The following is a 21109-nucleotide window of genomic DNA, read 5'->3' as shown; positions in this document are numbered from 1 at the left end:
AACCACAAGACACGCCAAGGCGTTTCTTGTGGTTCCGGTGGAGCAATCGTTCACAGGCTGGACGGTAAAATCAGCGTGCGCTGTCGATGATTTGGCCACCGTCCGGCGTCAGGCTGTATCCCGTCAGAAATTGCCCATCCTTGCTGGCGAGGAACAGCACCACCGGAGCAATGTCTTCCTCCGGCGACCCATAACGGCCAAGTACGTTAGTGGGCGCAGGCACATCGGCCGCAGTACCCCAAGTGTCTGCGACCGGCATGACGTTATTCACCGTTATGTTGTCTGCGCCCCACTCCCTCGCCGCTGTACGAGTCAGGGCACGCACCGCCTCCTTCGCCATATTGTAGGGGGCATAGCCCTGTATTCCGAGGACGCCGGCCAGTGACGCAAGTTGATAACCCTGCCCTCGCCGCTGGCTTTGAGGTGGGAATAGCACGCCTGCATCGTTCGCAGATAGGCAATCGGCCCCATCTCAAAATTACGCTGCAACTGCTCGGCCGATAGCTCGACCACCGATGAAAAAACCACCGAGGGGTCGAATGCATTGTTTACCAGAATGTCGATCTGGCCATAGGCAGCGATCACCTTATCGACGGTGGCAGTGATTTGATCAGGATCAGCGATATCGCAGACAATTCCGAGAGCTATGCCGCCTGCGACCTGGATATCGGCAACCACCTGGTCGACATTTTCTGCCGTGCGTGAAACGACCGCCACCTTCGCGCCTTGCACCGCAAAAAGCTTGGCGGTGGCTCGGCCGATGCCACGGCCGGCGCCGGTGACAATGGCCACTTTTCCACTGAGTCGAGTCATATAAATCTCCTTTATTCAAGAGGCGTTTGGATTACCGCCGTCGGCGGTGCGTAAGGCGACGGAAGATCGCGAACAGCGTTTTGTGTCATGAAGGAGGCCGCCAGGAGGATCAGTGCTACGACTGCCGGGAGAGAACCCTTGGGCTTGCGAACACCCAGGTGTGCCAGGGCGGAGAGCAGCAGGTGATAAAACATGCCTGCATAGGCAAGATCACTGAGCGCCACGTTAAAGCGCCACAGAATCGCAGCAGGACCCAGTACCTTGACCATGATCATGAAGGGCACCAGGTGGGAGGCTGAATAACCCAACTCCGCCTGTGCATTTCGAACATAGTCTGCTTTGGCGATGTACAGGGAGGCAGAAGCGAAATAGAGCAGCGACAGTAGCGCCGTGCTGATCCAATAAACGTAGTTTTCGATCATGAGGTTTTCCTAAGCAGGCAATTTTTGCGTCGACTCAGGTCAAAGATGTCGCCTAACATGAAAACCCACAAGCAGGATGAAAAAGTGGTGCTTAGTATGGAAAACCAGACTAATTATGACGCTCAGATCAACATGCACGAGGAAATGCGCCGCGCATTTGCGCTGCTCTCAGGCAAGTGGAAACTGGAAATCATGTGGTTGTTGAACCAGCGAATCTATCGTTTCGGAGAACTGCGCAAGGCGATTAGCGGCATCACGCAACACATGCTGACGGCGCAACTCCGAGAGCTTGAAAACGATGGCCTGATCTCGCGAACAGTCTTCGCGGAAGTACCACCGCGCGTCGAATATGAGATGACAGCCAAGGCGCGTGCACTCGGACCGACGATGGAGGCACTCGCCACCTGGTGGAGCGAGTACGGGGAAAGCGTCCCCGTGAAACCAAATCCACGAGGCCGAAAAGCCCCGCAAAGGTGATGGGGTGGTTTAAACCTGAGCGATTCATTGCAGCCGAGGTGATGTGCCGGGATGCTCTCTTCGTCATGGCCCCGTTTATCAGGGCCATGATTTCGTATTGTCTTCGGCCAGCCTTGAGAGGGCGTAACGCTCGCCCAAGCGAACGTTTGCCCGCTCAATCAGACAGGACGTACATGCGTCGAGAATTCCTGTGAGGCTTCAGACTTGATCTTGAACCAGAGGGCGTACATCGCTGGCAGGAACACCAAGGTCAGCACGGTGCCGGCAAACGTACCGCCAATCAGTGTGTAGGCCAACGTTCCCCAGAACACCGAATGGGTCAGCGGAATGAACGCCAACATCGCCGCCAACGCCGTGAGAATCACGGGCCTCGCGCGCTGCACAGTGGCTTCGACCACGGCGTTGTAAGGCGACAGGCCGGCTTGCTCATTGGAGTGAATCTGGCCGATGAGGATCAGCGTGTTGCGCATCAGAATCCCTGACAATGCAATCAGTCCCACCAAGGCGTTGATCCCGAACGGCTGCTGGAACAGCAGCAGAATTGGCACCACACCAATCAGGCCCAAAGGCGCGGTGGCGAACACCATCATCATTGCCGACATCGAGCGCACCTGAATGATGATGGTCAGCAACATCAGCGCAATCATGATCGGGAACAACGGCAGCAATGCCTTGTTCGCTTTACCCGACTCCTCGATCGAGCCGGCAAACTCAATGCGGTAGCCCGCCGGCAGTTTTTCGATGATGGGCTGCAACTGCGTTATCAAGGCGTTGGAGACATCGGGAGGCTGAAGACCTTCAGCCACGTCACCGCGCACGGTAATGGTCGGCGTCCGATCACGACGCCGCAGAATGGGCTCCTCCATGCGCACATCCACCGCCCCTACCTGGGACAGCGACACGCGCTGGCCTTGGGCGCCGGTCAGCGTGAAGGCGGCAATTTTCGATGGATCCAGACGCGTCTCCCCAGCGGAGCGAGCGACCACCTGAACCGAACGAATGTCCTCACGCACCTCGGTGACAGGCACCCCCGTGAGCAGAAATTGCAGCTGTTGCGCGACATCGGTCGAGGTCAAGCCGAATGCTTGCAGACGATCCTGATCCAGCGTGAGATGAAGTGCCGGCGCGCGCTCGCCCAAGTCGGTGTTGACGGTCCTCATCATGGGGCTGGCGGTCATGACCTCACGCACCTGCGCGGCGATATCCCGCAACACTGCGGGGTCGGCGCCCATCACCCGAAAGGCCACCGGATACGGTGAGTAAGGACCAAATACCAACTGCGTCACCCGCACCCGGGCTTCAGGCGCCAAACCATCGGCTGCGGCTTGCCTGAGGCGGAGCTTGAGCGCCTCGCGCTCTTGCTGACTCGCGGTCAGGACGACGATTTTTGCGAAGGATGGATCGGGTAGCTCAGGGGCCATCGCCAAATAGAAGCGCGGCGCGCCCTGGCCAATGTAAGCGGTGAGGATCTTGGCTTCCGGCTGCTGAGCCAACCACGCCTCGACCTTGGCCGCCGCCACATCAGTCTGTTCGATAGAGGTGCCGTAAGGCATCTGCACCTCAACCAGCACCTCAGGTCGGTCGGACGTTGGAAAGAACTGCTTCTTGACCACGCCCATGCCCAGAATCGCAACAACAAACAAGCCCACGACGGATGTCGCTACCAGGCCTTTGCGGCGGATCACACTGCCCAGCAGGCGCCTGAAACGCTGGTAGTTCGGTGCACCGTAAATCGCCGTATGCCCGCCTTCAGGCACCTTGATCTGCGGCAGCAGTTTGACGCCCAGGTAAGGGGTAAACACCACGGCCACTACCCAGGAAGTAATCAGCGCAATGCCAACGATCCAGAACATGTTCGCGGTGTACTCACCAGCGGTCGACTTGGCAAATCCGTTGGGCATAAAGCCGATCGCCGTCACCAACGTCCCCGACAACATCGGCGCGGCCGTGTGGCTCCAGGCATAAGCGGAGGCCTTGATTCGGTCGTAGCCCTCCTCCATCTTCACCACCATCATTTCAATGGCAATGATTGCATCGTCCACCAGCAGTCCCAGCGCCAGAATCAACGAGCCCAGGGTAATTCGATCGAAGTCTTTGCCCGTGGCCGCCATGACAATGAACACGGCCGCCAGGGTCAGCGGCACCGCCGCGGCAACCACAACGCCGACACGCCAGCCCATGCTGAGAAAACACACCAGCAGCACCACGCCCAAGGCAGCAAAAAACTTCACCATGAACTCGTTGACGGAGGCGCCAATATTCACCGCCTGATCCGTGACCTTGGTCAGGCTCATGCCCAAAGGCATCTGCTCATTGATCGCTGTTGCCTCAGCGTCCAGCGACTTCCCCAAATCCAGGCCGTTCCAGCCATCGCGCATGACCACGCCGAGCAACAATGCGGGCTCGCCGTTGTTGCGTACCAGGAATGTCGCGGGGTCCTCATAACCGCGCTTGACCTCAGCCACATCGGACAACTTGAGGGTTCTGCCCTGCACTGTCAGCGGGGTATTGCGAATCTTCTGCAGGTCATCAAACGCGCCATCCAGGCGGATGAAAACCTGGGGCCCCTTCGCTTCTACCGAACCGGCCGGCGTTATCATGTTCTGCGTGTTCAACGCACTGAAGATGTCTCGTGCAGAAATGCCCAGTGTTGCCAGACGCTCGTAGGACAGCTCGACAAAAATGCGCTCGGCCTGTTCACCGATGATGTTGACCTTCTTCACACCCGCTACATGCAGCAAACGCTGGCGCAAGCTCTCGGCTTCGCGCACCACCAAACGCTGCGGCTCGCCCTTGGCCTTGAGCGCATAGAGCGCGAAGGTGACATCGGAATACTCATCATTGACCATCGGGCCGATCACCCCAGGCGGCAACCCCTTCTGCTCATCCAGGACTTTCTTGCGCGCCTGGTAAAACTCCTCCTGGACGGCTGAGGGTGGCGTGCTATCGAGCAGATAAACCGTGGTGAATGCCAAGCCGGGCCGGGTAAAGGTTTCGGTCCTATCGTACCAACGCAGTTCCTGCATGCGTTTTTCCAGCTTTTCTACCACCTGGTCTTGCATCTCCTGGGCCGTCGCCCCAGGCCAGGTAGTGACCACCGTCATTTGTTTAATGGTGAATGCGGGGTCTTCCGCACGCCCCAGTTTGAAGAAGGCGTACAACCCACCCACAGAAATCAGCAGGATCAAAAACAGGGTGATTGAGCGCTCGCGTACGGCCAGCGCCGAAAGATTGAAGCCGCTCATCGACTCACCTCAACCACCGTTTTTTGCGTGGCACCGGCAAGTTCAGTCCTGACTTTCTCTCCCTCATTCAATAGGTGCGCACCCAATGCGACGACACGATCACCCACCTGGAGATCACCCGTCACGCGCACGCTGGCCTCGTTATTCAAGCTGCGAACATTGACCGGGCGCCATACCACATGCTCCGGTTCTCCCCCAACCACCCAGACACCCGGGCCTTTACCCGCGTCGTAGAGGGCCCCCATGGGCACCTGTAGTTCCTTGGCATCAGCAACATCCGTGTCAGCGATAATCACTGAGATCGTCGAACCCAGGGTGGCGTTGGAGAGCGCCCCCTCCAGCACATAACGCGCTTCAAACGTTCGGGTCTGTCGGTCCGCAGAGTCGGACAGCTGACGTAAACGGGCGCTGCCTGCACGCTGGTTCTGCCCGTAGAGCTCAACCGTCGCCACCGAGCCCAGCGCAGGACGTAGCGTCTCGGGTAACTGGATCACGGCCTCACGCTGCCCTGAACGGGCAACGCGTACCACCACCTGCCCTGCGCCAACCACCTGCCCCGGCTCCGCCAAGGTATCCACTACCACCCCGTCAGCATCCGCCAGCAACGTCGAATAACCGGTCGCGTTTTTCGCCACATCAGCCTGAGCCTGGGCAGCGTTTAGCTGAGCTTTCGCCGAGTCGGCCGCCGCTTTGATCCCTGCGTAAGCTGAGGCCGATACCGCACCGACGGACACCAAATCACGATAGCGAAGCTCGTCATCAGAGGTCTGCCGGGCTCGCGCCATGGCGGCCAGCACCGCTTCCTGCTGCGCCCGCGCGGTCAGCGTCAGGTCGTTGGCATCGATGCGCATGAGTGGCTGCCCACGTTTGACACTCTGCCCGGAGTCCACCAAGCGCTCCAAGACTTTCCCTGGCACCCGAAAACCGAGATCGCTCTGAACTCGAGCCGCGACGATACCAGTGAATACCCGTTCCGCAGGCGCGGAGGGTTGAACCACGCCGATGCGCACCAAGGGCACTTGAAGGCGAGGATCGGCAGGCGTGGCCTCGTTGCAGGCCGCTAGGGCAAACGGCAACAAGACAATGAAAATGAGTGACATGCGGTGGCGGTGGATCATAAAGACCTCTCGGTAGCGGATACACCATGCTTATTCAAGTGACTATTTCTGTCAATAGTCACTAGCTAGACGAATGAACATCGCCCACTTGATCAGAGCAAAGCAGAGAGGCTTGATATCTGGTTTTTTCAGGCGCACACGCTGATACGGATGCGCAGCGCATCCGTCAGCAGAGGTTTAAGGCATCAGGCTGCGCAGAACAAGATTGGAGATGAGAGAAGGGGCTTCTTCAACAAAATCGAGGTTGTACTGCAATAGCAGAGGATTGATGAAGGGCCGCAGAGCGAGATGAATCGCCTCTACCGTCTCGTCCAGCGGTGTCTTGCGTTCAAACTCGCCGAGCTCTCGCCCCGCACGCACGATTTGCAACACGAAGCTCTTGATCTGAGCGTCATAGACTTGTGAGCTGGGCCAGCGCTCCGACGCGGCGAACGCTGCGATGTCGTAGAGTTTACGGTCGTTAAAGAACAGGCTCACACCTGTAGCGATTAAGGTTTTGACCAGGCGCCGAAAACGTTCAGTCGGCGAGATGCCCTCTACATTGATGGCCTGCTCCACAGCCGCAACGATTTCCGACAGGCAGTTGGTACAGATGGCTTCACCAATTGCCTGCTTGGAATCAAAGAACTTGTAGATGTAAGCCTTGGAAAAGCCGATGGCCTTGGCTAGGTCAGAAACCGTTGTTTTGCCATAACCGTACTGACTGAAATGTTCGTTGGCCGCCGCAACAATCTGGTCTCGAATGTCGTGATCGGCTGGGCCACGGGCGCTGGGCGAAGAAACTGATGGCTGATTCATGCGAGCAGCTTACTCATCCCAAAGGTGGTTGACAACTTGTGACCAAATTGTAATATCGTCACAAACCGACCCTTTCGCAGGTACCGCATGCACCCTCCTCCTCGTTTCGCCGTCTTACTGTGTTTGGGTATGGTTGCAGGTTGCGCAGTGGGCCCCGACTACTCAGAACCCAGTGTGGAATTGCCCGAGCATTTCTCGGCGCAAACGTCCAAGGCACGACAAGTGGGCGCCGCAAATGCCGATCTCGCCGCTTGGTGGAACGCATTTAATGACCCGATACTCAGTCAGCTGATAAATCGAGCACTTGAACAGAACCTCGATTTAGCCCAGGCAAGCGCAAGGATCGAGCAGGCTCGCGCCGGTTTGGGCGCAGCTAACGCAGCCCTCCTGCCGTCGGCTACCGTCAATGGTCAGGCGGCCCGAGCCCGTCAGTCATTGGAGACGCCGTTGGGCCAAGTGCTGAATTCAGACCCTTCCTATAATCGCTACGGCAGTGCCTATGAGGCGAACTTGAATGCCGGCTGGGAGCTGGATGTGTTTGGCGGGCTACGCCGCAGCAAAGAGGCGGCCTCCGCCGATTATCAGGCCTCACAAGCCGGGGCGATTGCCACACGCCTGGCAGTGGTCGCGCAGACAGCCGATCTTTACATCAGCATCCGTGGCCTTCAAGCACGTCTGGAAATTGCCCGGCATCAAGTAGACACGCGACAACAACTGCTCACCACCATCGAACACCTCTATGCAAAAGGACTGGCAGCTGAACTGCAGTTGAACCAGACCCAAGGCGCGCTGAATCAAGCGCAGGCTAACGTTCCGGTACTGCAAGCCGGCCTTGACGCGTCAATGAATGCGCTGGATGTCATGTTGGGCAAGGCGCCCGGCACTTACAGCGCGCAGTTGACTAAGCCGGCGCCCATCCCTGATGTGCCAGGCCTCTCGGACATGGGCGCTCCGGCCGACCTGCTGCGTCGGCGTCCAGACTTGATCGTCGCGGAGCGCCGGCTTGCGGCATCCAGCGCGCGCATCGGCGAAGCCATTTCCGAGTACTACCCCAAACTGTCTGTGGGAGCGCTGCTCGGCAGTGCTACCTCGGTATCCAGCGCAAACCTGTTCAGCAACGGCGCCAGTCAGGCTTCGGCGGCACTGGGATTACGCTGGAGGCTGTTCGATTTTGGCCGCATCAATGCCCAGATTGATTTGGCAAAGGGCCAGGAAGCCGAAGCCTTGGCCGCTTACCGCCAGTCCGTTCTGCGGGCCTGCGAAGATGTGGAAAACGCTGTTTCGGCACGGATCAACCGCGAGCAACAATCGACCCAGCTCGCCCAAGGCGAGTCGGCGTATGCGAAAGCCAGAGCGGCGTCGTTTTCCGCCTATGAAAAAGGCGTGGTCAGCTTGATCGAAGTGCTGGATGCTGATGAACATCTCCTAGCGGCATCTGATGGCAGAGCCCAGGCACAAACTGAATCGGCTCGCGCTGCAGTGGCCACGTTCAAAGCATTGGGCGGCGGTTGGCAGCGAGACGACGCAGGGGCGCATGTTGCCTCAAAGGCACTATAAGGCCTTGGTTCCGACCCGCTTTGCATCGTGCACGCGACGCAGTTCGGCCCAGTCGATAAGCGAGGTCATCGTAGGGGTCAGCGCATGACACAACTCTTGTGAGGGCGCATTCCACACGCGGATCAACTAGCCCGACGTCCCAGGGGCTAGAACCCCTTTTAGGCATTTGCACATGCAGATCAGGCACCAGCACGCGCTGTTTGGCGCGGCGGATGAACCCGTGCAACCCAGTTCGTCAGATGCGACGTGATCGAGGTCGTCCGACTCCCTCATGACGCCATGGAAGTGCAACTGCACCTGCCCAACGACTGATCACCGACCTGCCCCAACAGCTTAACGGGCCATGAACAGCGAAGGTAAGGCGCCCCCCTCTACATCTCAACCTGAGCGCCCTCGCTGTCAGCCGACTCGGCGGCCAATTGAAGCGGGAGATTCTGGGTCCGACCGGACTATCGAGTCCCACGACCAGAAACACGATGTTCAACTTTGCGTGCCACTTTCAATGTTGAACAACCGGTTCTTAGGCGTTTTCCGAGGCCAGGCGCCTAGCATTACGCTCCAACTGCCGATGGACACGCGGGGTGAGAGCCATCGTACACGCCACGAGAAAACCGATCTGTCGAGCACCGGATTGATGTACTGGAAAATGTGCTCATTGGGGCTGGATCTGAGTGTTTTCAGGGGGGCGGGCACGGCAAAAGCCAAAGAAAGACTTTTCTTTGGACGAAAAAAATGGACCTCTTTTCAGAGATCCATTTTTTAATGCTTGGAGCGGGAAACGAGACTCGAACTCGCGACCCCGACCTTGGCAAGGTCGTGCTCTACCAACTGAGCTATTCCCGCGTCTTGGTGTTGCGCATTTTATAGAATTTAGAAGTCTCGTCAACCCCTTGATTCAAAAAAGTTTTATTTTTTTCTACATCGGTTTTCAGATGCGGCCAGGCAGCACGCAGATACTGCACCATCGACCACAACGTCAGGCCTGCGGAGACCATCAGCAAGGTATAACCCACCAGAACCCAAAAGCTGAAGTCCGACGGATTGGCCAGCAGGATCACCAGCGCCAGCATCTGCGCAGCGGTTTTCCATTTGCCCAGGTTCGAGACGGCAACATGCGCACGCGCGCCCAGTTCGGCCATCCACTCCCGGAGAGCGGAAACAACGATTTCACGACCGATGATGACCGCTGCCGGCAATGTCAGCCACACGTTACCGTGCTCTTGCACCAGCAGCACCAGCGCCACTGCGACCATCAGCTTGTCGGCTACCGGATCGAGAAATGCCCCGAACGGTGTGCTTTGTTCCAGGCGGCGGGCCAAATAGCCATCCAGCCAGTCCGTAGCCGCAGCGAACGCGAAGACCGAGGCGGACGCCAGGTAACTCCATTGGTACGGCAGGTAAAACAGCAAAATGAAGATCGGGATAAGTAGAACGCGTAGAACGGTGATCAGATTAGGGATATTCATCGGCACAACTGGCTACGAGGTGAGTTGGGCATTCTACTCGCTGTGCAGGTTTGCATAAATCAACTCAGCGAGCTTTTTACTGATCCCCGGTGCTTTGGCGATCTCTTCGATGCTTGCACGAGACAGCTCCTGCAATCCACCAAAATGTTTCAACAGGTCACGCCGCCGCGTCGGCCCTACCCCGGCAACGCCTTCAAGCGTTGAAGTGCGGCGGGTTTTGCCACGTCGTGCGCGGTGACCGGTAATGGCAAAACGGTGGGCTTCATCGCGGATCTGCTGGATCAAATGCAGCGCCGGAGAATCCCCGCGCAAGGTGAACTCATGGGCGGCGTCATTGAGATACAGCGTTTCAAACCCGGCCTTGCGCGTTGCACCCTTGGCCACGCCCAGAAGAATCAGGTCAGGCACGGCCAACTCGTTAAGCACATCACGCGCCATGGACAACTGCCCCTTGCCACCGTCCACCAGCAAGATGTCCGGCAACTTGCCCTCGCCGTCCTTCAGCTTGCTGAAGCGTCGGGTCAGCGCCTGATGCATCGCCGCGTAGTCATCGCCCGGCGTGACACCTTCAATATTGTAGCGGCGGTAGTCGGACTTCAGCGGCCCTTCCGGGCCAAACACCACGCAAGACGCCACCGTCGCTTCGCCGCTCGAGTGACTGATGTCATAGCATTCCAGCCGTTGCGGCGGCTCATCCAGGTCAAGCACTTGCGCCAAGGCTTCAAACCGCGCTGCAACGTGCTGACGGTTAGCCAGACGCGCCCCGAGCGCCTGCTCGGCATTGGTCACGGCCAGTTGCTGCCAGCGTGCTCGCGTACCGCGTACCCGATGGCTGATGGTCAACTCGCGACCGCGTAGTTCTTCAATGGCCGCGATCAGGGTCGGAAAGTCTTCGTGGACCACATTGACGATCAACTCGCTCGGCAAGTCGCGTTCGGGACTGCTGATGAAGTACTGGCCAAGAAACGCTGCCATCACCTCGGCAACATCCTCTTCAATACCCACCTGCGGGAAAAAGTTCTTGCTGCCCAGCACCCGTCCGCCGCGCACACTGATCAAATGAACACAGGCACCACCCGGGTTGATGAACGCCGCGATGACATCGACATCCCCCGTTCCGCCTTCCATGCTCTGTTGATCCTGCACCCGACGCAGCAGGGAAATCTGATCCCGTAGCTCGGCCGCCCGCTCGAAATCGAGGGTGCTCGCCGCCTGCTCCATGCCTGCTGACAACTCGTCTGTCAGCGCATTGCTGCGACCTTCGAGGAACATCACCGAGTGACGCACATCCTCGGCGTACACCTGCGCTTCAACCAGGCCGACGCAGGGTGCCTTGCACCGTTTGATCTGGTACTGCAAGCAAGGTCGCGTGCGGTTCTTGTAGTAGCTGTCTTCGCACTGACGAACAAAAAAAGTCTTTTGCAGCAGGCTCAGGCTTTCACGAATCGCCCCGGCACTCGGGTAAGGACCGAAGTACTTGCCCTTCAGCTTTTTCGCACCGCGATGGATGCTCAGGCGTGGAAAATCGCCATCCGAAAGAAACACGTACGGATAGGACTTGTCGTCTCGCAGGAGGATATTGTAGGGCGGCCGCCATTCCTTGATCAGCGTCTGCTCAAGCAGCAGCGCTTCGGTTTCGTTGGCGGTGATGGTGGTTTCAATTTGAGCGATTCGGCCAACCAATGCAGCCGTTTTGGGTGCCAGGCCGGTCTTGCGGAAATAACTCGCCAGACGTTTCTTCAGGTTCTTGGCTTTGCCCACGTACAGTAGGCGCGCATCGCTGTCGAACATGCGATACACACCGGGGCGCCCACTGACGGTCGAAAGAAAGGCGCTTGGATCAAACGGGTCGGTCATTGTCAGAGACTGGCATCGACCATGCCGTGACGAACCGCCAACAGCGTCAACTCAACATCGCTGCTGATCGAAAGCTTCTCGAAAATGCGGTAACGGTAGGTGTTCACGGTTTTTGGCGACAGGCATAGTTTGTCGGAAATGATCTGGACCTTCTGGCAGCCGACAATCATCAGGGCAATCTGGATCTCTCGCTCGGACAGTGCGTCGAAAGGCGAATCATTGCTCGGCTGGAACGACTTTATCGCCAACTGCTGGGCAATTTGCGGACTGATATAACGCTGTCCGGCAAATACCTGGCGAATCGCCTGGACCATTTCATTAAGCCCTGCGCCCTTGGTCAGATAGCCCGCGGCACCTGCCTGCAACAGTCGGGTAGGAAACGGATCTTCCTCGCACACGGTTACAGCGACGACTTTGATGTCCGGGTGGCTGCGCAACAATTTGCGCGTGGCTTCAAGACCGCCGATCCCGGGCATCTTGACGTCCATCAGCACCACATCCGGTTTCAACTCACGCGCTTTAAGCAGGGACTCCTCCCCCGACTCAGCCTGGCCGACTACTTGCAGACCATCGATGTCAGCCAACATTCGTGTAATACCTGTACGAACGAGATCATGGTCATCGACTACTAGCACCCTAATCAAGCAGACACCTCGCGATAATGGTCTTATTGGTTGGCGAACACCTTAGCAAAAAGCATCCGGCAGACCTAGCAGCAAGCGCTATATAAAAAGTTTCAATTCGTCTTGAATGGCTTGAGTTACACGCGTTGCAGACGCTTCAGCGCAGACATTTACGCTCCATCCTCAGGAAACAGTCGTCCTGCCCGACAATCCGCAAGCCCATGCGCTGATAAAGCGCTTGCGCGGGATTGTCCTTGAACACCGTCAAACGCAACGCCGGACGTCGCTCTGCGCAGGCTATCGAAAACACCTGCTCAAGGGCCCAGGTGCCAACGCCCTGACCGCGAAAAGCCTCGACCACATGCAGCTCGCGAATGTACAGGGCCTTCGAATCGCGGCTCAGGCTGGTAAAACCCAGTACCGATGCATGTTGGCAAATCAGCCGGTTTTCCCGACCCGCCCAGGCAACATCGAAAGCCTCGTCGATCCACGGCAGGTCATGCCGAATGTAATAGCCCAGCATCGTCTGGCACGTCAGTGCTCGCGCAAATGACAGATGTTCCGCCGAGGCCGGCCGCAGTTCAAGATTCACTTGCCCTCCTTAAGCACTCACCACCGGCACGACCTCCCCGCCCCACTCGCCGGCATTTCGATGGGCGATAACCAGTAAATTCCCGGTTCCCGGGGCCGCAGCTATCAGCGAGCCGTCCGACGCCCAGATTGCGCTGCGCCCTGCCGACTCCCAGCCGCCCGTCGCACCGCCATGATTGGCCATCAGCACCACCATCGAGTGCTCGCCGGCATAACCCTGCAGCAATGCGGTGTCCGGAGCATAGCCACCTTCGGTAATCAGCACGCCTGCGGCGTAGAGGTTTGCCCCCTTGTCAGCGGCCGCGGCGGCATGACTGGCGTGTGAAAAATCAGCGCACACCGCCAACGCGATCGTATCGTCACCCAGTGTCAGCAGCGAACCGCCCGAACCCGGTGCAAACGCCACCTCCTCGCCCGAATGCAGATGCTGCTTGCTGTAGACCCCCAGCGAACCATCGGCAGCCAGTACCAGCGCGCCAATCAGTACCGGCGAATCGGCCGACAGACGAATCGGCATTCCGACGACGGTGGTGATACCCAGCTCTCGAGCCAGCTCTCGCAGTGGCTGCAAAACCGCTGCATCCGGCGCGATCGCCAATTGCGCCGCCAATCCACGCTCATACCCTGTGAGAGACAACTCGGGAAACACCAACAGTTGCACGCCGTGCTCGGCAGCGACCCGGATGAAGTGCTGGTGCCGGGCGATATTGGCGCGAAGATCCCCGGCAATCGAGATCGATTGTGCGGCGGCGATGGTCAGTGTCGTCATCTGCGTTGTCCTTGATCAGTGTCCGCAAGCAATCACGAAGTGTGGCACAAAGCTACGCCGTGCTTAAGTCATAGAAATTGACCTGCGAGCCGATAGCATTTACTGATTGAATCTGCACACCCGCCTCTAGTAAGCTCGGCGCATTCATCGGAGATAGACCATGTCGCATACCCCTTCACAGCTTCGCATCGCCAGCGCCCCGCGCTCGGTAGCGGCTGCACGGGTAAATGGCGTCTGCGCACCGGTAAACTTTTATTTTGGGTATTGGTTTAGCCACTGGCGCGCCTGATACCCACACGGCGCCCACTACTCAAGGGGTCGCCTACCAGAGAATTCTCAACCCCCGGTCGGCTTCCCGACCGGGGGTTTTGTTTTTTCAGCCCCAAACATTTTTAGCGACATCACGGACTTCAAGGAATCACGACATGAACTACGCCACTTATTACCGTTACGACAGTTTTTCCGCCTGGCGATTTACCAGCCTCCGCTCGGGACAGCCTGCCGCCTCCGATCGGTCACCCAAAGGTGGCATGCACACACTCGAAGCCAACCCGGCCAATTGTCGAACACCCCAGTAGGGCCGAGCGCGCGGGACTGAACCCGCCGCCAGCCCAGGAAGCCCGAATATGAACTCGTCCATCTCTGCTCTGCCGCTGTCCACCTTGAGCCCGGCCAATGAAACGCTGACCCGGCGTTTGCCCAGCTCGCTGCAACTCAAGCACCAATTGCCACTCACCCACACGCTGACCCAACAGGTCGCTGCCCACCGTGAAGCGGTCCGCGCGATTCTCAACGGTAAAGACTCCCGCCTGCTGGTCGTCGTCGGCCCTTGTTCGATACACGATCCGCAATCCGCCCTCGACTACGCTGGCAAGCTCGCCCGGCTTGCGGCCGACGTCAGCGATGAAATGCTGGTGGTGATGCGCGCCTACATCGAAAAACCTCGTACCACGGTGGGCTGGAAAGGCCTGGCCTACGACCCGCACCTGGATGGCAGCGACGACATGGTCGGTGGCTTGACCCTCTCCCGTGAATTGATGCGCGAAATGCTTCGCCTCGGTTTGCCGATCGCCACTGAACTGCTGCAACCCATGGCCGCCAGCTACTTCGATGACCTGTTGAGCTGGGTCGCCATCGGCGCGCGCACCACCGAATCGCAGATTCACCGTGAGATGGCCAGCGGCCTGAGCATGCCGGTCGGTTTCAAGAACGGCACCGATGGCGGTGTCGGCGTCGCCACTGATGCCATGCGCTCGGCAGCGCATCCGCATCGCCACTTCGGTGTCGACAGCCAGGGGCACCCGGCAATCATTCAGACTCAAGGCAACCCGGATACGCATCTGGTACTGCGCGGCGGGCATCGCGGGCCAAACTATGATGTCCAAAGCGTCGCGCACATACAGGCTGACTTGCAGAAACTGAAGATTGCCTCGCGGATCATGGTCGATTGCAGTCACGCTAACAGCGGTAAAGACCCGCTACGCCAGCCGGCCGTGTTCAACGAAGTGCTTGAGCAACGCCTGAGCGGCAATCGCTCGCTGATCGGCATGATGCTTGAAAGCCATCTGTTCGAAGGCTGCCAACCGTTAAGCACGTCGCTGCGCTATGGCGTTTCGGTGACTGACGGCTGCCTGGGGTGGGAGGCGACCGAGCAATTGTTGCGCAACGCCAGCCTGAAACTGCGCGGACCTGAAGCGGGCATCTGAACAAACCCGCATACACGTACTCAGCGATAAATTGCCCGGCACTGCCGTTCCAGTTGCACCTCTGGAACGGTAGTGCCAGACAATCACTGACGAAAAGATCTCAAAATGTTCCGAGCAACGCCTCGAAAAAATCTGATCTTTCCCGCTATTTCTATTCCGCTTTCAACAGTTTCTAGCGGTTTTTTCCCACACCGCTCGCCTGCCGCCCTGCATTAGAGTGAGGACGTGAACCCCACTCGAACTTACGGAATAAAGGTACGCACATGCAACGGAATGCAATCACGCAACACCCTATCCTGCTGGTCCACGGTCTCTTCGGATTCGAAAGCATCGGCAAACTGGAACTCTTCCACGGCGTGAAACAGGCACTGAGGAACACTGGCGCTCAAGTGTTCATACCCCACCTCTCGGCCGCTCACTGCAATGAGGTCCGTGGCGAGCAACTGCTGGCACAAATCGACCTGGTGCTGGCTGGCACCGGCGCGAGCAAAGTCAATCTAATCGGCCATAGCCAAGGTGCACTGACCGCTCGTTATGCCGCAGCGATGGCCCCCCAAAACATCGCTTCGGTGACCTCGGTCAGCGGACCGAACCATGGCTCCGAGCTCGCCGACTGCTTGCGCAAAGCGTTGACCCCCGGCCACCTGCCAGAACACGTCGCAGTGGCGGTCTCGACGTTGTTTGTCGAATTCCTGTCGTTTATCAGTGGCAACCCGAATATCCCGCAGAACGCCGTCGCCGCCCTCAACGCCTTAACCACCGACGGTGTCGCTGAGTTCAACGCCAAATACCCCCAAGGCCTGCCGAAGACCTGGGGTGGCAGCGGCGAAGAACTGGTCAACGGCGTTCGTTACTACTCCTGGAGTGGCACATTGCAGGGCAACCTGCTGGATGCAGGGCTGCATGCGCTCGATCCGCTGCACGCTTTTTGTCGAGGGTTTTCCAGGTTTTTCACTCGCGAGACCGAGCAAAACGACGGGATGGTCGGCCGCTACAGCTCGCACCTGGGCACCGTCCTGCGCTCCGATTACCCAATGGACCACCTGGATGCGATCAATCAAACGGCAGGTCTGATACGCAAAGGCATCGACCCCGTCGAATTGTACTTGCTGCATGCCGAACGCTTGAAAGGCGTCGGTCTCTAGGGTTTGTTGACGTTGGGTGACGGCGGCGACGGCAAGTCGTCGCGACAGCAGACAATGGTTTGACGGAACTTTGACGAGAAATAGGTCACTGAATCCGGTAGGCTCAGCACCTTACTTGAACATTGAATGGAGATTTCTCTCATGGCCAAAGCCACTGCCCGCCACATCCTGGTTGCCACCGAAGCCAAGTGCAACGAACTGAAAGCCCAAATCGAAGCCGGTGCCGATTTCGCTGCCATCGCCAAAGCCAACTCCACTTGCCCGTCGAGCCGCGACGGTGGCAACCTCGGTTCGTTCGGTCCAGGCCAGATGGTCAAGGAATTCGACACCGTGGTCTTCAGCGCTCCGGTCAACACCGTACAAGGTCCGGTCAAGACCCAGTTCGGTTACCACCTGCTGGAAGTGACCAGCCGCCAGGACTGATTATTCCGCGATTTGCTCAAACAACGGCCCACCTTCTGGTGGGCCGTTGCGTTTGGATCGAATGATTATGGCTGGCGAGTCACGCGCTGCTAGCGTACAAATTGTGCTTATCGATCATCCGGCTCTTAAGGCTGACAATGCGACTGGCTTTCCCCTCATTGATTTTCACGGCCCTGGCCTTGCTGCTGAGCACCGCAGGCGTGAATGCTGCGCCACAACACGCCTTGACCGTGTATGGCGAACCGGCCAAGTACCCTGCCGGTTTCAGTCACTTTGCCTACACCAACCTGCAAGCCCCCAAGGGCGGCAGCATGCGCCGCTCGGCGATTGAAATCGGCCACTTTGACCACGTGCTGCCGTACATCGACAAGGGCATTGGCGTGACTCAGGTCGACGGGATGATTTACTCGCCGCTGGCCCAGCGTTCACTGGATGAGCCTTACACGGTGTACGGGCTGGTGGCCGAGAAAATGGAGCGCGCCGACGATGGCCTGTGGCTGCGTTTCTACCTGAACCCCAAGGCTTGCTTCGCCGATGGCACCCCCATCACCGCCGAAGACGTGCGCTACACCTACGACCTGCTGATGACCCAGGGCAGCCTGCGCTATCGCACCCAATTCGCCGACGTCAAAGGCGTCGAAGTCGAGTCGCCGCGCACCATTCGTTTTGACTTCAAGAACAACGAGAACCGCACCCTGGCGCTGGACATCGCGACCTTGCCGGTGTTTCCCGAGCACTGGTGGAAGACCCGCGACTTCGCCAAAGGCGGCGGTTATGAAGCACCGCTGGGCAGCGGCCCGTACCGCGTCGGCAAGGTTGATTCGGGGCGCAGCATTACCTTCGAGCGCAACGCCGACTGGTGGGGCAAGGACTTGCCTGTCAGCCGTGGCCTGTACAACTTCGACCATTTCAGCATCGAGTACTTCGGCGACACCGATGTCGCTCGTCAAGTCTTGCGCGGCGGCGCCTATGACTACAACCGCGAGTTCTCGGCCACCGCGTATTCCATCGGTTACGAAGGTCCGGCGTTGAACGACGGCCGCCTGCAAAAAGCTCATCTGGCCAAAGAAGCACCACAACCTTCCCAGGGTTTTGTGTTCAATCTGCAAAAGCCGATGTTCCAGGACCGCCGCGTACGTCAGGCCCTGGCGATGCTCTGGGATTTCGAGTGGAGTAACCGGCAGATGATGCGCGATATGTACATTCGCCAGCAAAGTTACTTTTCCAATAGCCTGTTGGCGGCCAGGCAACTGCCCGATGCCGGCGAACTGGCGATTCTCGAACCCTTGCGCGGGCAGGTTCCGGACGAGGTCTTTACCCAGGTCTTCGAAGCACCGAAGACCGACGGCAGCGGCCTGATCCGCGACAAGCAATTGCAGGCACTGGCGCTGCTCGAACAAGCCGGCTGGAAACCCGATGGCGATCGACTGGTCAACGCCGAGGGCGAGCCACTGGCGTTTACTTTCCTGATCAGCCAGAACGGCATGGACCGTCTGCTACTGCCGTACAAGCGCAACCTGGCGCAAATCGGGATCAATCTGGATATCCGTCGGATCGACTCGTCGCAGTACGTCAACCGCTTGATGAGTCGTGACTACGACATGATCGTCACCGGCTATCCGGTGACCACCTCGCCTGGGAGCGAACTGTACAACTACTTCGGCTCGGCCGCCGCCACCGACCCCGGCGCCAACAATTACATGGTGCTGAAAAATCCGGCCGTCGACACGCTGATTACCGGCCTGGTCAAAGCCACCACCCAGGCCGATATGCTGCGTTATGCCCACGCACTGGACCGGGTACTGCAATGGAACTACTACTGGATTCCCAACTATTACCCGCCAGGCTCCTCGACCGTATGGTGGAATCGCTTCGGCACTCCGGCGATACAAGCGAGCAATGACGAAGCCATCGAGAGCTGGTGGGAAATGAGCCCGACGCCGCTGACCAACGAACAGATGGCCGTCGAACGCATCAGCCGTGGCAAACCCGGAGGGCCGCATTGATGCTGGCTTATATATTTCGACGTTTGCTGCTGATCATTCCGACGCTGGTGATCATTCTGCTGGTCAACTTCGTGATCGTGCAGGCCGCACCGGGTGGCCCGGTCGAGCAGGCCATCGCTCACCTGCAAGGCATCGGCGGCGCAAGCATCGGCTCTTCCGGTGACGCCATCAGCCACGGCTCGCGGGCCAGTCGCGGCCTTGATCCGCAACTGATCAAGGACATCGAAAAACAGTATGGCTTCGACAAACCGGCACCGGAACGCCTGTGGCTGATGATCACCAGCTATGCCCGGCTGGACTTCGGCAAAAGCTTCTTTCGCGGTGCCACGGTCACCGACCTGATCCTTGAAAAGATGCCGGTGACCATCTCCCTCGGGCTTTGGGCGACACTGATCACATACCTGGTATCGATCCCGCTGGGCATTCGCAAAGCCGTGCATCACGGTAGCCATTTCGATATCTGGAGCAGCACTGCAATCATCATCGGGTACGCAATGCCGGCGTTCCTGTTTGCGATGTTTCTGATCGTGGTGTTTGCCGGCGGTACGTCGTTGAACTGGTTTCCGGTGCGTGGGCTGGTCTCGGAGAATTTCGAGCAGTTGTCGACACTGGGAAAAGTGGCCGACTACTTCTGGCACCTGGTGCTGCCGGTGACGGCGCTGGTGGTCGGCGGTTTCGCCACCCTGACCATCCTGACCAAGAACTCGTTCCTCAACGAGATCACCCGCCAGTACGTGGTCACCGCCCGCGCCAAAGGCCTGAGCGAGCGTCGGGTGCTGTACGGCCATGTGTTTCGCAATGCGATGCTGCTGGTGGTTTCTGGCATTCCTCAAGCATTCATCAGCGTGTTTTTCGCCGGATCGCTGTTGATCGAGGTGATCTTTTCCCTCGATGGATTGGGACGGATGAGTTACGAGGCAGCGGTGTCCCGGGACTACCCGGTGGTGTTCGGCTCGCTGTTCATTTTCACCCTGTTCGGTCTTTTGATAAAACTCATCGGTGACCTTTGCTACACCCTGGTCGACCCGCGCATCGACTTCGCCGCGAGGAACGCCTGATGCTCAATCTCTCGCCCCTGTCGCGCCGACGCCTGGAACGTTTCAAGAAAAACCGCCGTGGCTGGTGGTCGCTGTGGCTGTTCATCGGGCTGTTCATCCTGACCCTCGGCGGCGAACTGATCGCCAACGACAAGCCACTGGTACTGGGTTATCAGGGCTCGTTGTACTTCCCGGCGTTCAAACGCTACACCGAGCAAGAGTTCGGCGGTCAACTGCCATTCCAGGCCGATTACCGCAGTGATTACGTGCAAAAGCTGATCCACAAGGACGGCGGCTGGATACTCTTCCCGCCGATTCCGTTCAGCGACGACACGCCGAACTACGACCTCAATCAGCCGGCGCCGAGCCCGCCGTCGAAGGTCAACTGGCTGGGCACCGATGATCAGGCGCGCGATGTGTTGGCAAGGGTGATTTTCGGAGCCCGGGTGTCGATATTGTTTGCGCTGGCGTTGACCTTCATCAGCACGCTGATCGGCATCGCCGCCGGCGCCTTGCAGGGCTACTACGGCGGCTGGGTCGACCTGCTCGGTCAGCGTTTGCAGGAAGTCTGGTCGGGGTTGCCGGTGCTTTACCTGCTGATCATCCTGTCGGGTTTCGTCGAACCGAACTTCTGGTGGCTGCTGGGGATCATGGCGCTGTTTTCCTGGCTGGCACTGGTGGACGTGGTGCGCGCCGAGTTCCTTCGCGGGCGCAATCTGGAATACGTCAAAGCGGCGCGCGCACTAGGCCTGACCGACCGCAAAGTGATCGTGCGGCACATCCTGCCAAACGCGATGAACGCGACCTTGAGCTACCTGCCGTTCATTCTCACCGGGGCGATCTCGACCCTCACCGCCCTCGACTTCCTCGGCTTCGGCATGCCCGCCGGCAGCGCCTCGCTGGGCGAGTTGATCGGTCAGGGCAAGCAGAATCTGCAAGCGCCGTGGCTCGGGCTGACGGCGTTTTTCACCCTGGCGCTGATTCTTTCCTTACTGGTGTTTATTGGTGAAGCATTGCGTGATGCGTTTGATCCTCGATCTTGAAGCGGACAGTTGA

General features: G+C 58.5%; 16 protein-coding genes, 1 tRNA gene and 2 pseudogenes. 8 read left to right on the top strand and 11 right to left on the bottom strand.

Going from position 1 to position 21109, the window contains the following annotated elements:
• Positions 1-70: 70 nt before the first annotated feature.
• Together HK44_RS13785 and HK44_RS13780 are read right to left on the bottom strand one after the other, a co-directional pair.
• Positions 71-813: pseudogene (locus HK44_RS13785) on the bottom strand (SDR family NAD(P)-dependent oxidoreductase).
• Positions 814-824: 11 nt separating this feature from the next.
• Entirely contained in the window at positions 825-1235 is a 411-nt protein-coding gene (locus HK44_RS13780; RefSeq protein ID WP_019690929.1) for a DoxX family protein, read from the bottom strand.
• A 57-nt stretch (positions 1236-1292) separates the two neighbouring features.
• Between HK44_RS13780 and HK44_RS13775 the strand changes: the two genes are divergently transcribed.
• Positions 1293-1712, top strand: coding sequence for a winged helix-turn-helix transcriptional regulator (locus HK44_RS13775; RefSeq protein WP_019690930.1), 420 nt, complete (start codon positions 1293-1295; stop codon positions 1710-1712).
• A 158-nt stretch (positions 1713-1870) separates the two neighbouring features.
• Here HK44_RS13775 and HK44_RS13770 read toward each other — a convergent pair whose 3' ends face one another.
• The 3 genes from HK44_RS13770 to HK44_RS13760 all read right to left on the bottom strand — a co-directional run bounded on the left by HK44_RS13770 (position 1871) and on the right by HK44_RS13760 (position 6873).
• Positions 1871-4957: an efflux RND transporter permease subunit gene (locus HK44_RS13770; RefSeq protein WP_019690931.1), complete on the bottom strand. Its 3087-nt coding sequence runs from the start codon at positions 4955-4957 to the stop codon at positions 1871-1873.
• Complete coding sequence (locus HK44_RS13765) at positions 4954-6075, bottom strand: efflux RND transporter periplasmic adaptor subunit (protein WP_019690932.1); 1122 nt, start codon at positions 6073-6075, stop codon at positions 4954-4956. The genes HK44_RS13770 and HK44_RS13765 overlap by 4 nt, the downstream gene beginning before the upstream one ends.
• A 177-nt stretch (positions 6076-6252) precedes the next feature.
• The gene (locus tag HK44_RS13760; RefSeq protein WP_019690933.1) at positions 6253-6873 is read right to left on the bottom strand and encodes a TetR/AcrR family transcriptional regulator; all 621 of its coding nucleotides are present in this window, start codon (positions 6871-6873) and stop codon (positions 6253-6255) included.
• Positions 6874-6960: 87 nt separating this feature from the next.
• Here HK44_RS13760 and HK44_RS13755 point away from each other — a divergent pair, with 87 nt between their 5' ends.
• A complete protein-coding gene (locus HK44_RS13755) occupies positions 6961-8430 on the top strand; it encodes an efflux transporter outer membrane subunit (protein WP_024264928.1) in 1470 nt (489 codons plus the stop codon).
• A 767-nt stretch (positions 8431-9197) separates the two neighbouring features.
• Here HK44_RS13755 and HK44_RS13750 read toward each other — a convergent pair.
• From HK44_RS13750 to HK44_RS13725, 6 genes and pseudogenes are all read right to left on the bottom strand, one after another.
• Positions 9198-9273, bottom strand: a tRNA-Gly gene (locus HK44_RS13750).
• 80 nt (positions 9274-9353) lie between these two features.
• A pseudogene (gene pgsA, locus HK44_RS13745) lies at positions 9354-9896 on the bottom strand (CDP-diacylglycerol--glycerol-3-phosphate 3-phosphatidyltransferase); the annotation flags it as partial.
• A gap of 33 nt (positions 9897-9929) precedes the next feature.
• Positions 9930-11753, bottom strand: coding sequence for an excinuclease ABC subunit UvrC (gene uvrC / locus HK44_RS13740; protein WP_019690935.1), 1824 nt, complete (start codon positions 11751-11753; stop codon positions 9930-9932).
• A 2-nt stretch (positions 11754-11755) separates the two neighbouring features.
• Entirely contained in the window at positions 11756-12397 is a 642-nt protein-coding gene (gacA, locus tag HK44_RS13735; RefSeq protein ID WP_019690936.1) for a response regulator transcription factor GacA, read from the bottom strand.
• 136 nt (positions 12398-12533) lie between these two features.
• A complete protein-coding gene (locus HK44_RS13730; RefSeq protein WP_019690937.1) occupies positions 12534-12968 on the bottom strand; it encodes a GNAT family N-acetyltransferase in 435 nt (144 codons plus the stop codon).
• 9 nt (positions 12969-12977) lie between these two features.
• The gene (locus HK44_RS13725) at positions 12978-13736 is read right to left on the bottom strand and encodes a carbon-nitrogen hydrolase family protein (RefSeq protein WP_019690938.1); all 759 of its coding nucleotides are present in this window, start codon (positions 13734-13736) and stop codon (positions 12978-12980) included.
• Positions 13737-14362: 626 nt separating this feature from the next.
• On the opposite strand from HK44_RS13725, the gene HK44_RS13720 reads away from it, so the two are divergent.
• The 6 genes from HK44_RS13720 to HK44_RS13695 all read left to right on the top strand — a co-directional run bounded on the left by HK44_RS13720 (position 14363) and on the right by HK44_RS13695 (position 21096).
• A complete protein-coding gene (locus HK44_RS13720) occupies positions 14363-15442 on the top strand; it encodes a 3-deoxy-7-phosphoheptulonate synthase (RefSeq protein WP_019690939.1) in 1080 nt (359 codons plus the stop codon).
• Between the two features lie 263 nt (positions 15443-15705).
• A complete protein-coding gene (locus tag HK44_RS13715; protein ID WP_019690940.1) occupies positions 15706-16587 on the top strand; it encodes an esterase/lipase family protein in 882 nt (293 codons plus the stop codon).
• A gap of 141 nt (positions 16588-16728) precedes the next feature.
• A complete protein-coding gene (locus HK44_RS13710) occupies positions 16729-17010 on the top strand; it encodes a peptidylprolyl isomerase (RefSeq protein ID WP_019690941.1) in 282 nt (93 codons plus the stop codon).
• A gap of 137 nt (positions 17011-17147) precedes the next feature.
• Positions 17148-19016: an extracellular solute-binding protein gene (locus HK44_RS13705; protein WP_019690942.1), complete on the top strand. Its 1869-nt coding sequence runs from the start codon at positions 17148-17150 to the stop codon at positions 19014-19016.
• Entirely contained in the window at positions 19016-20074 is a 1059-nt protein-coding gene (locus tag HK44_RS13700) for a microcin C ABC transporter permease YejB (protein ID WP_019690943.1), read from the top strand. The genes HK44_RS13705 and HK44_RS13700 overlap by 1 nt, the downstream gene beginning before the upstream one ends.
• Positions 20074-21096, top strand: coding sequence for an ABC transporter permease (locus tag HK44_RS13695; protein ID WP_019690944.1), 1023 nt, complete (start codon positions 20074-20076; stop codon positions 21094-21096). The genes HK44_RS13700 and HK44_RS13695 overlap by 1 nt, the downstream gene beginning before the upstream one ends.
• Positions 21097-21109 lie beyond the last annotated feature (13 nt).

It is taken from the genome of Pseudomonas fluorescens HK44, from assembly GCF_000217955.3.
Taxonomy (GTDB): Bacteria; Pseudomonadota; Gammaproteobacteria; order Pseudomonadales; family Pseudomonadaceae; genus Aquipseudomonas; species Aquipseudomonas fluorescens_AQ.
The sequence above is the reverse complement of the archived record's forward strand: the minus strand, read 5'-3'. Positions and strand labels throughout refer to the sequence as shown.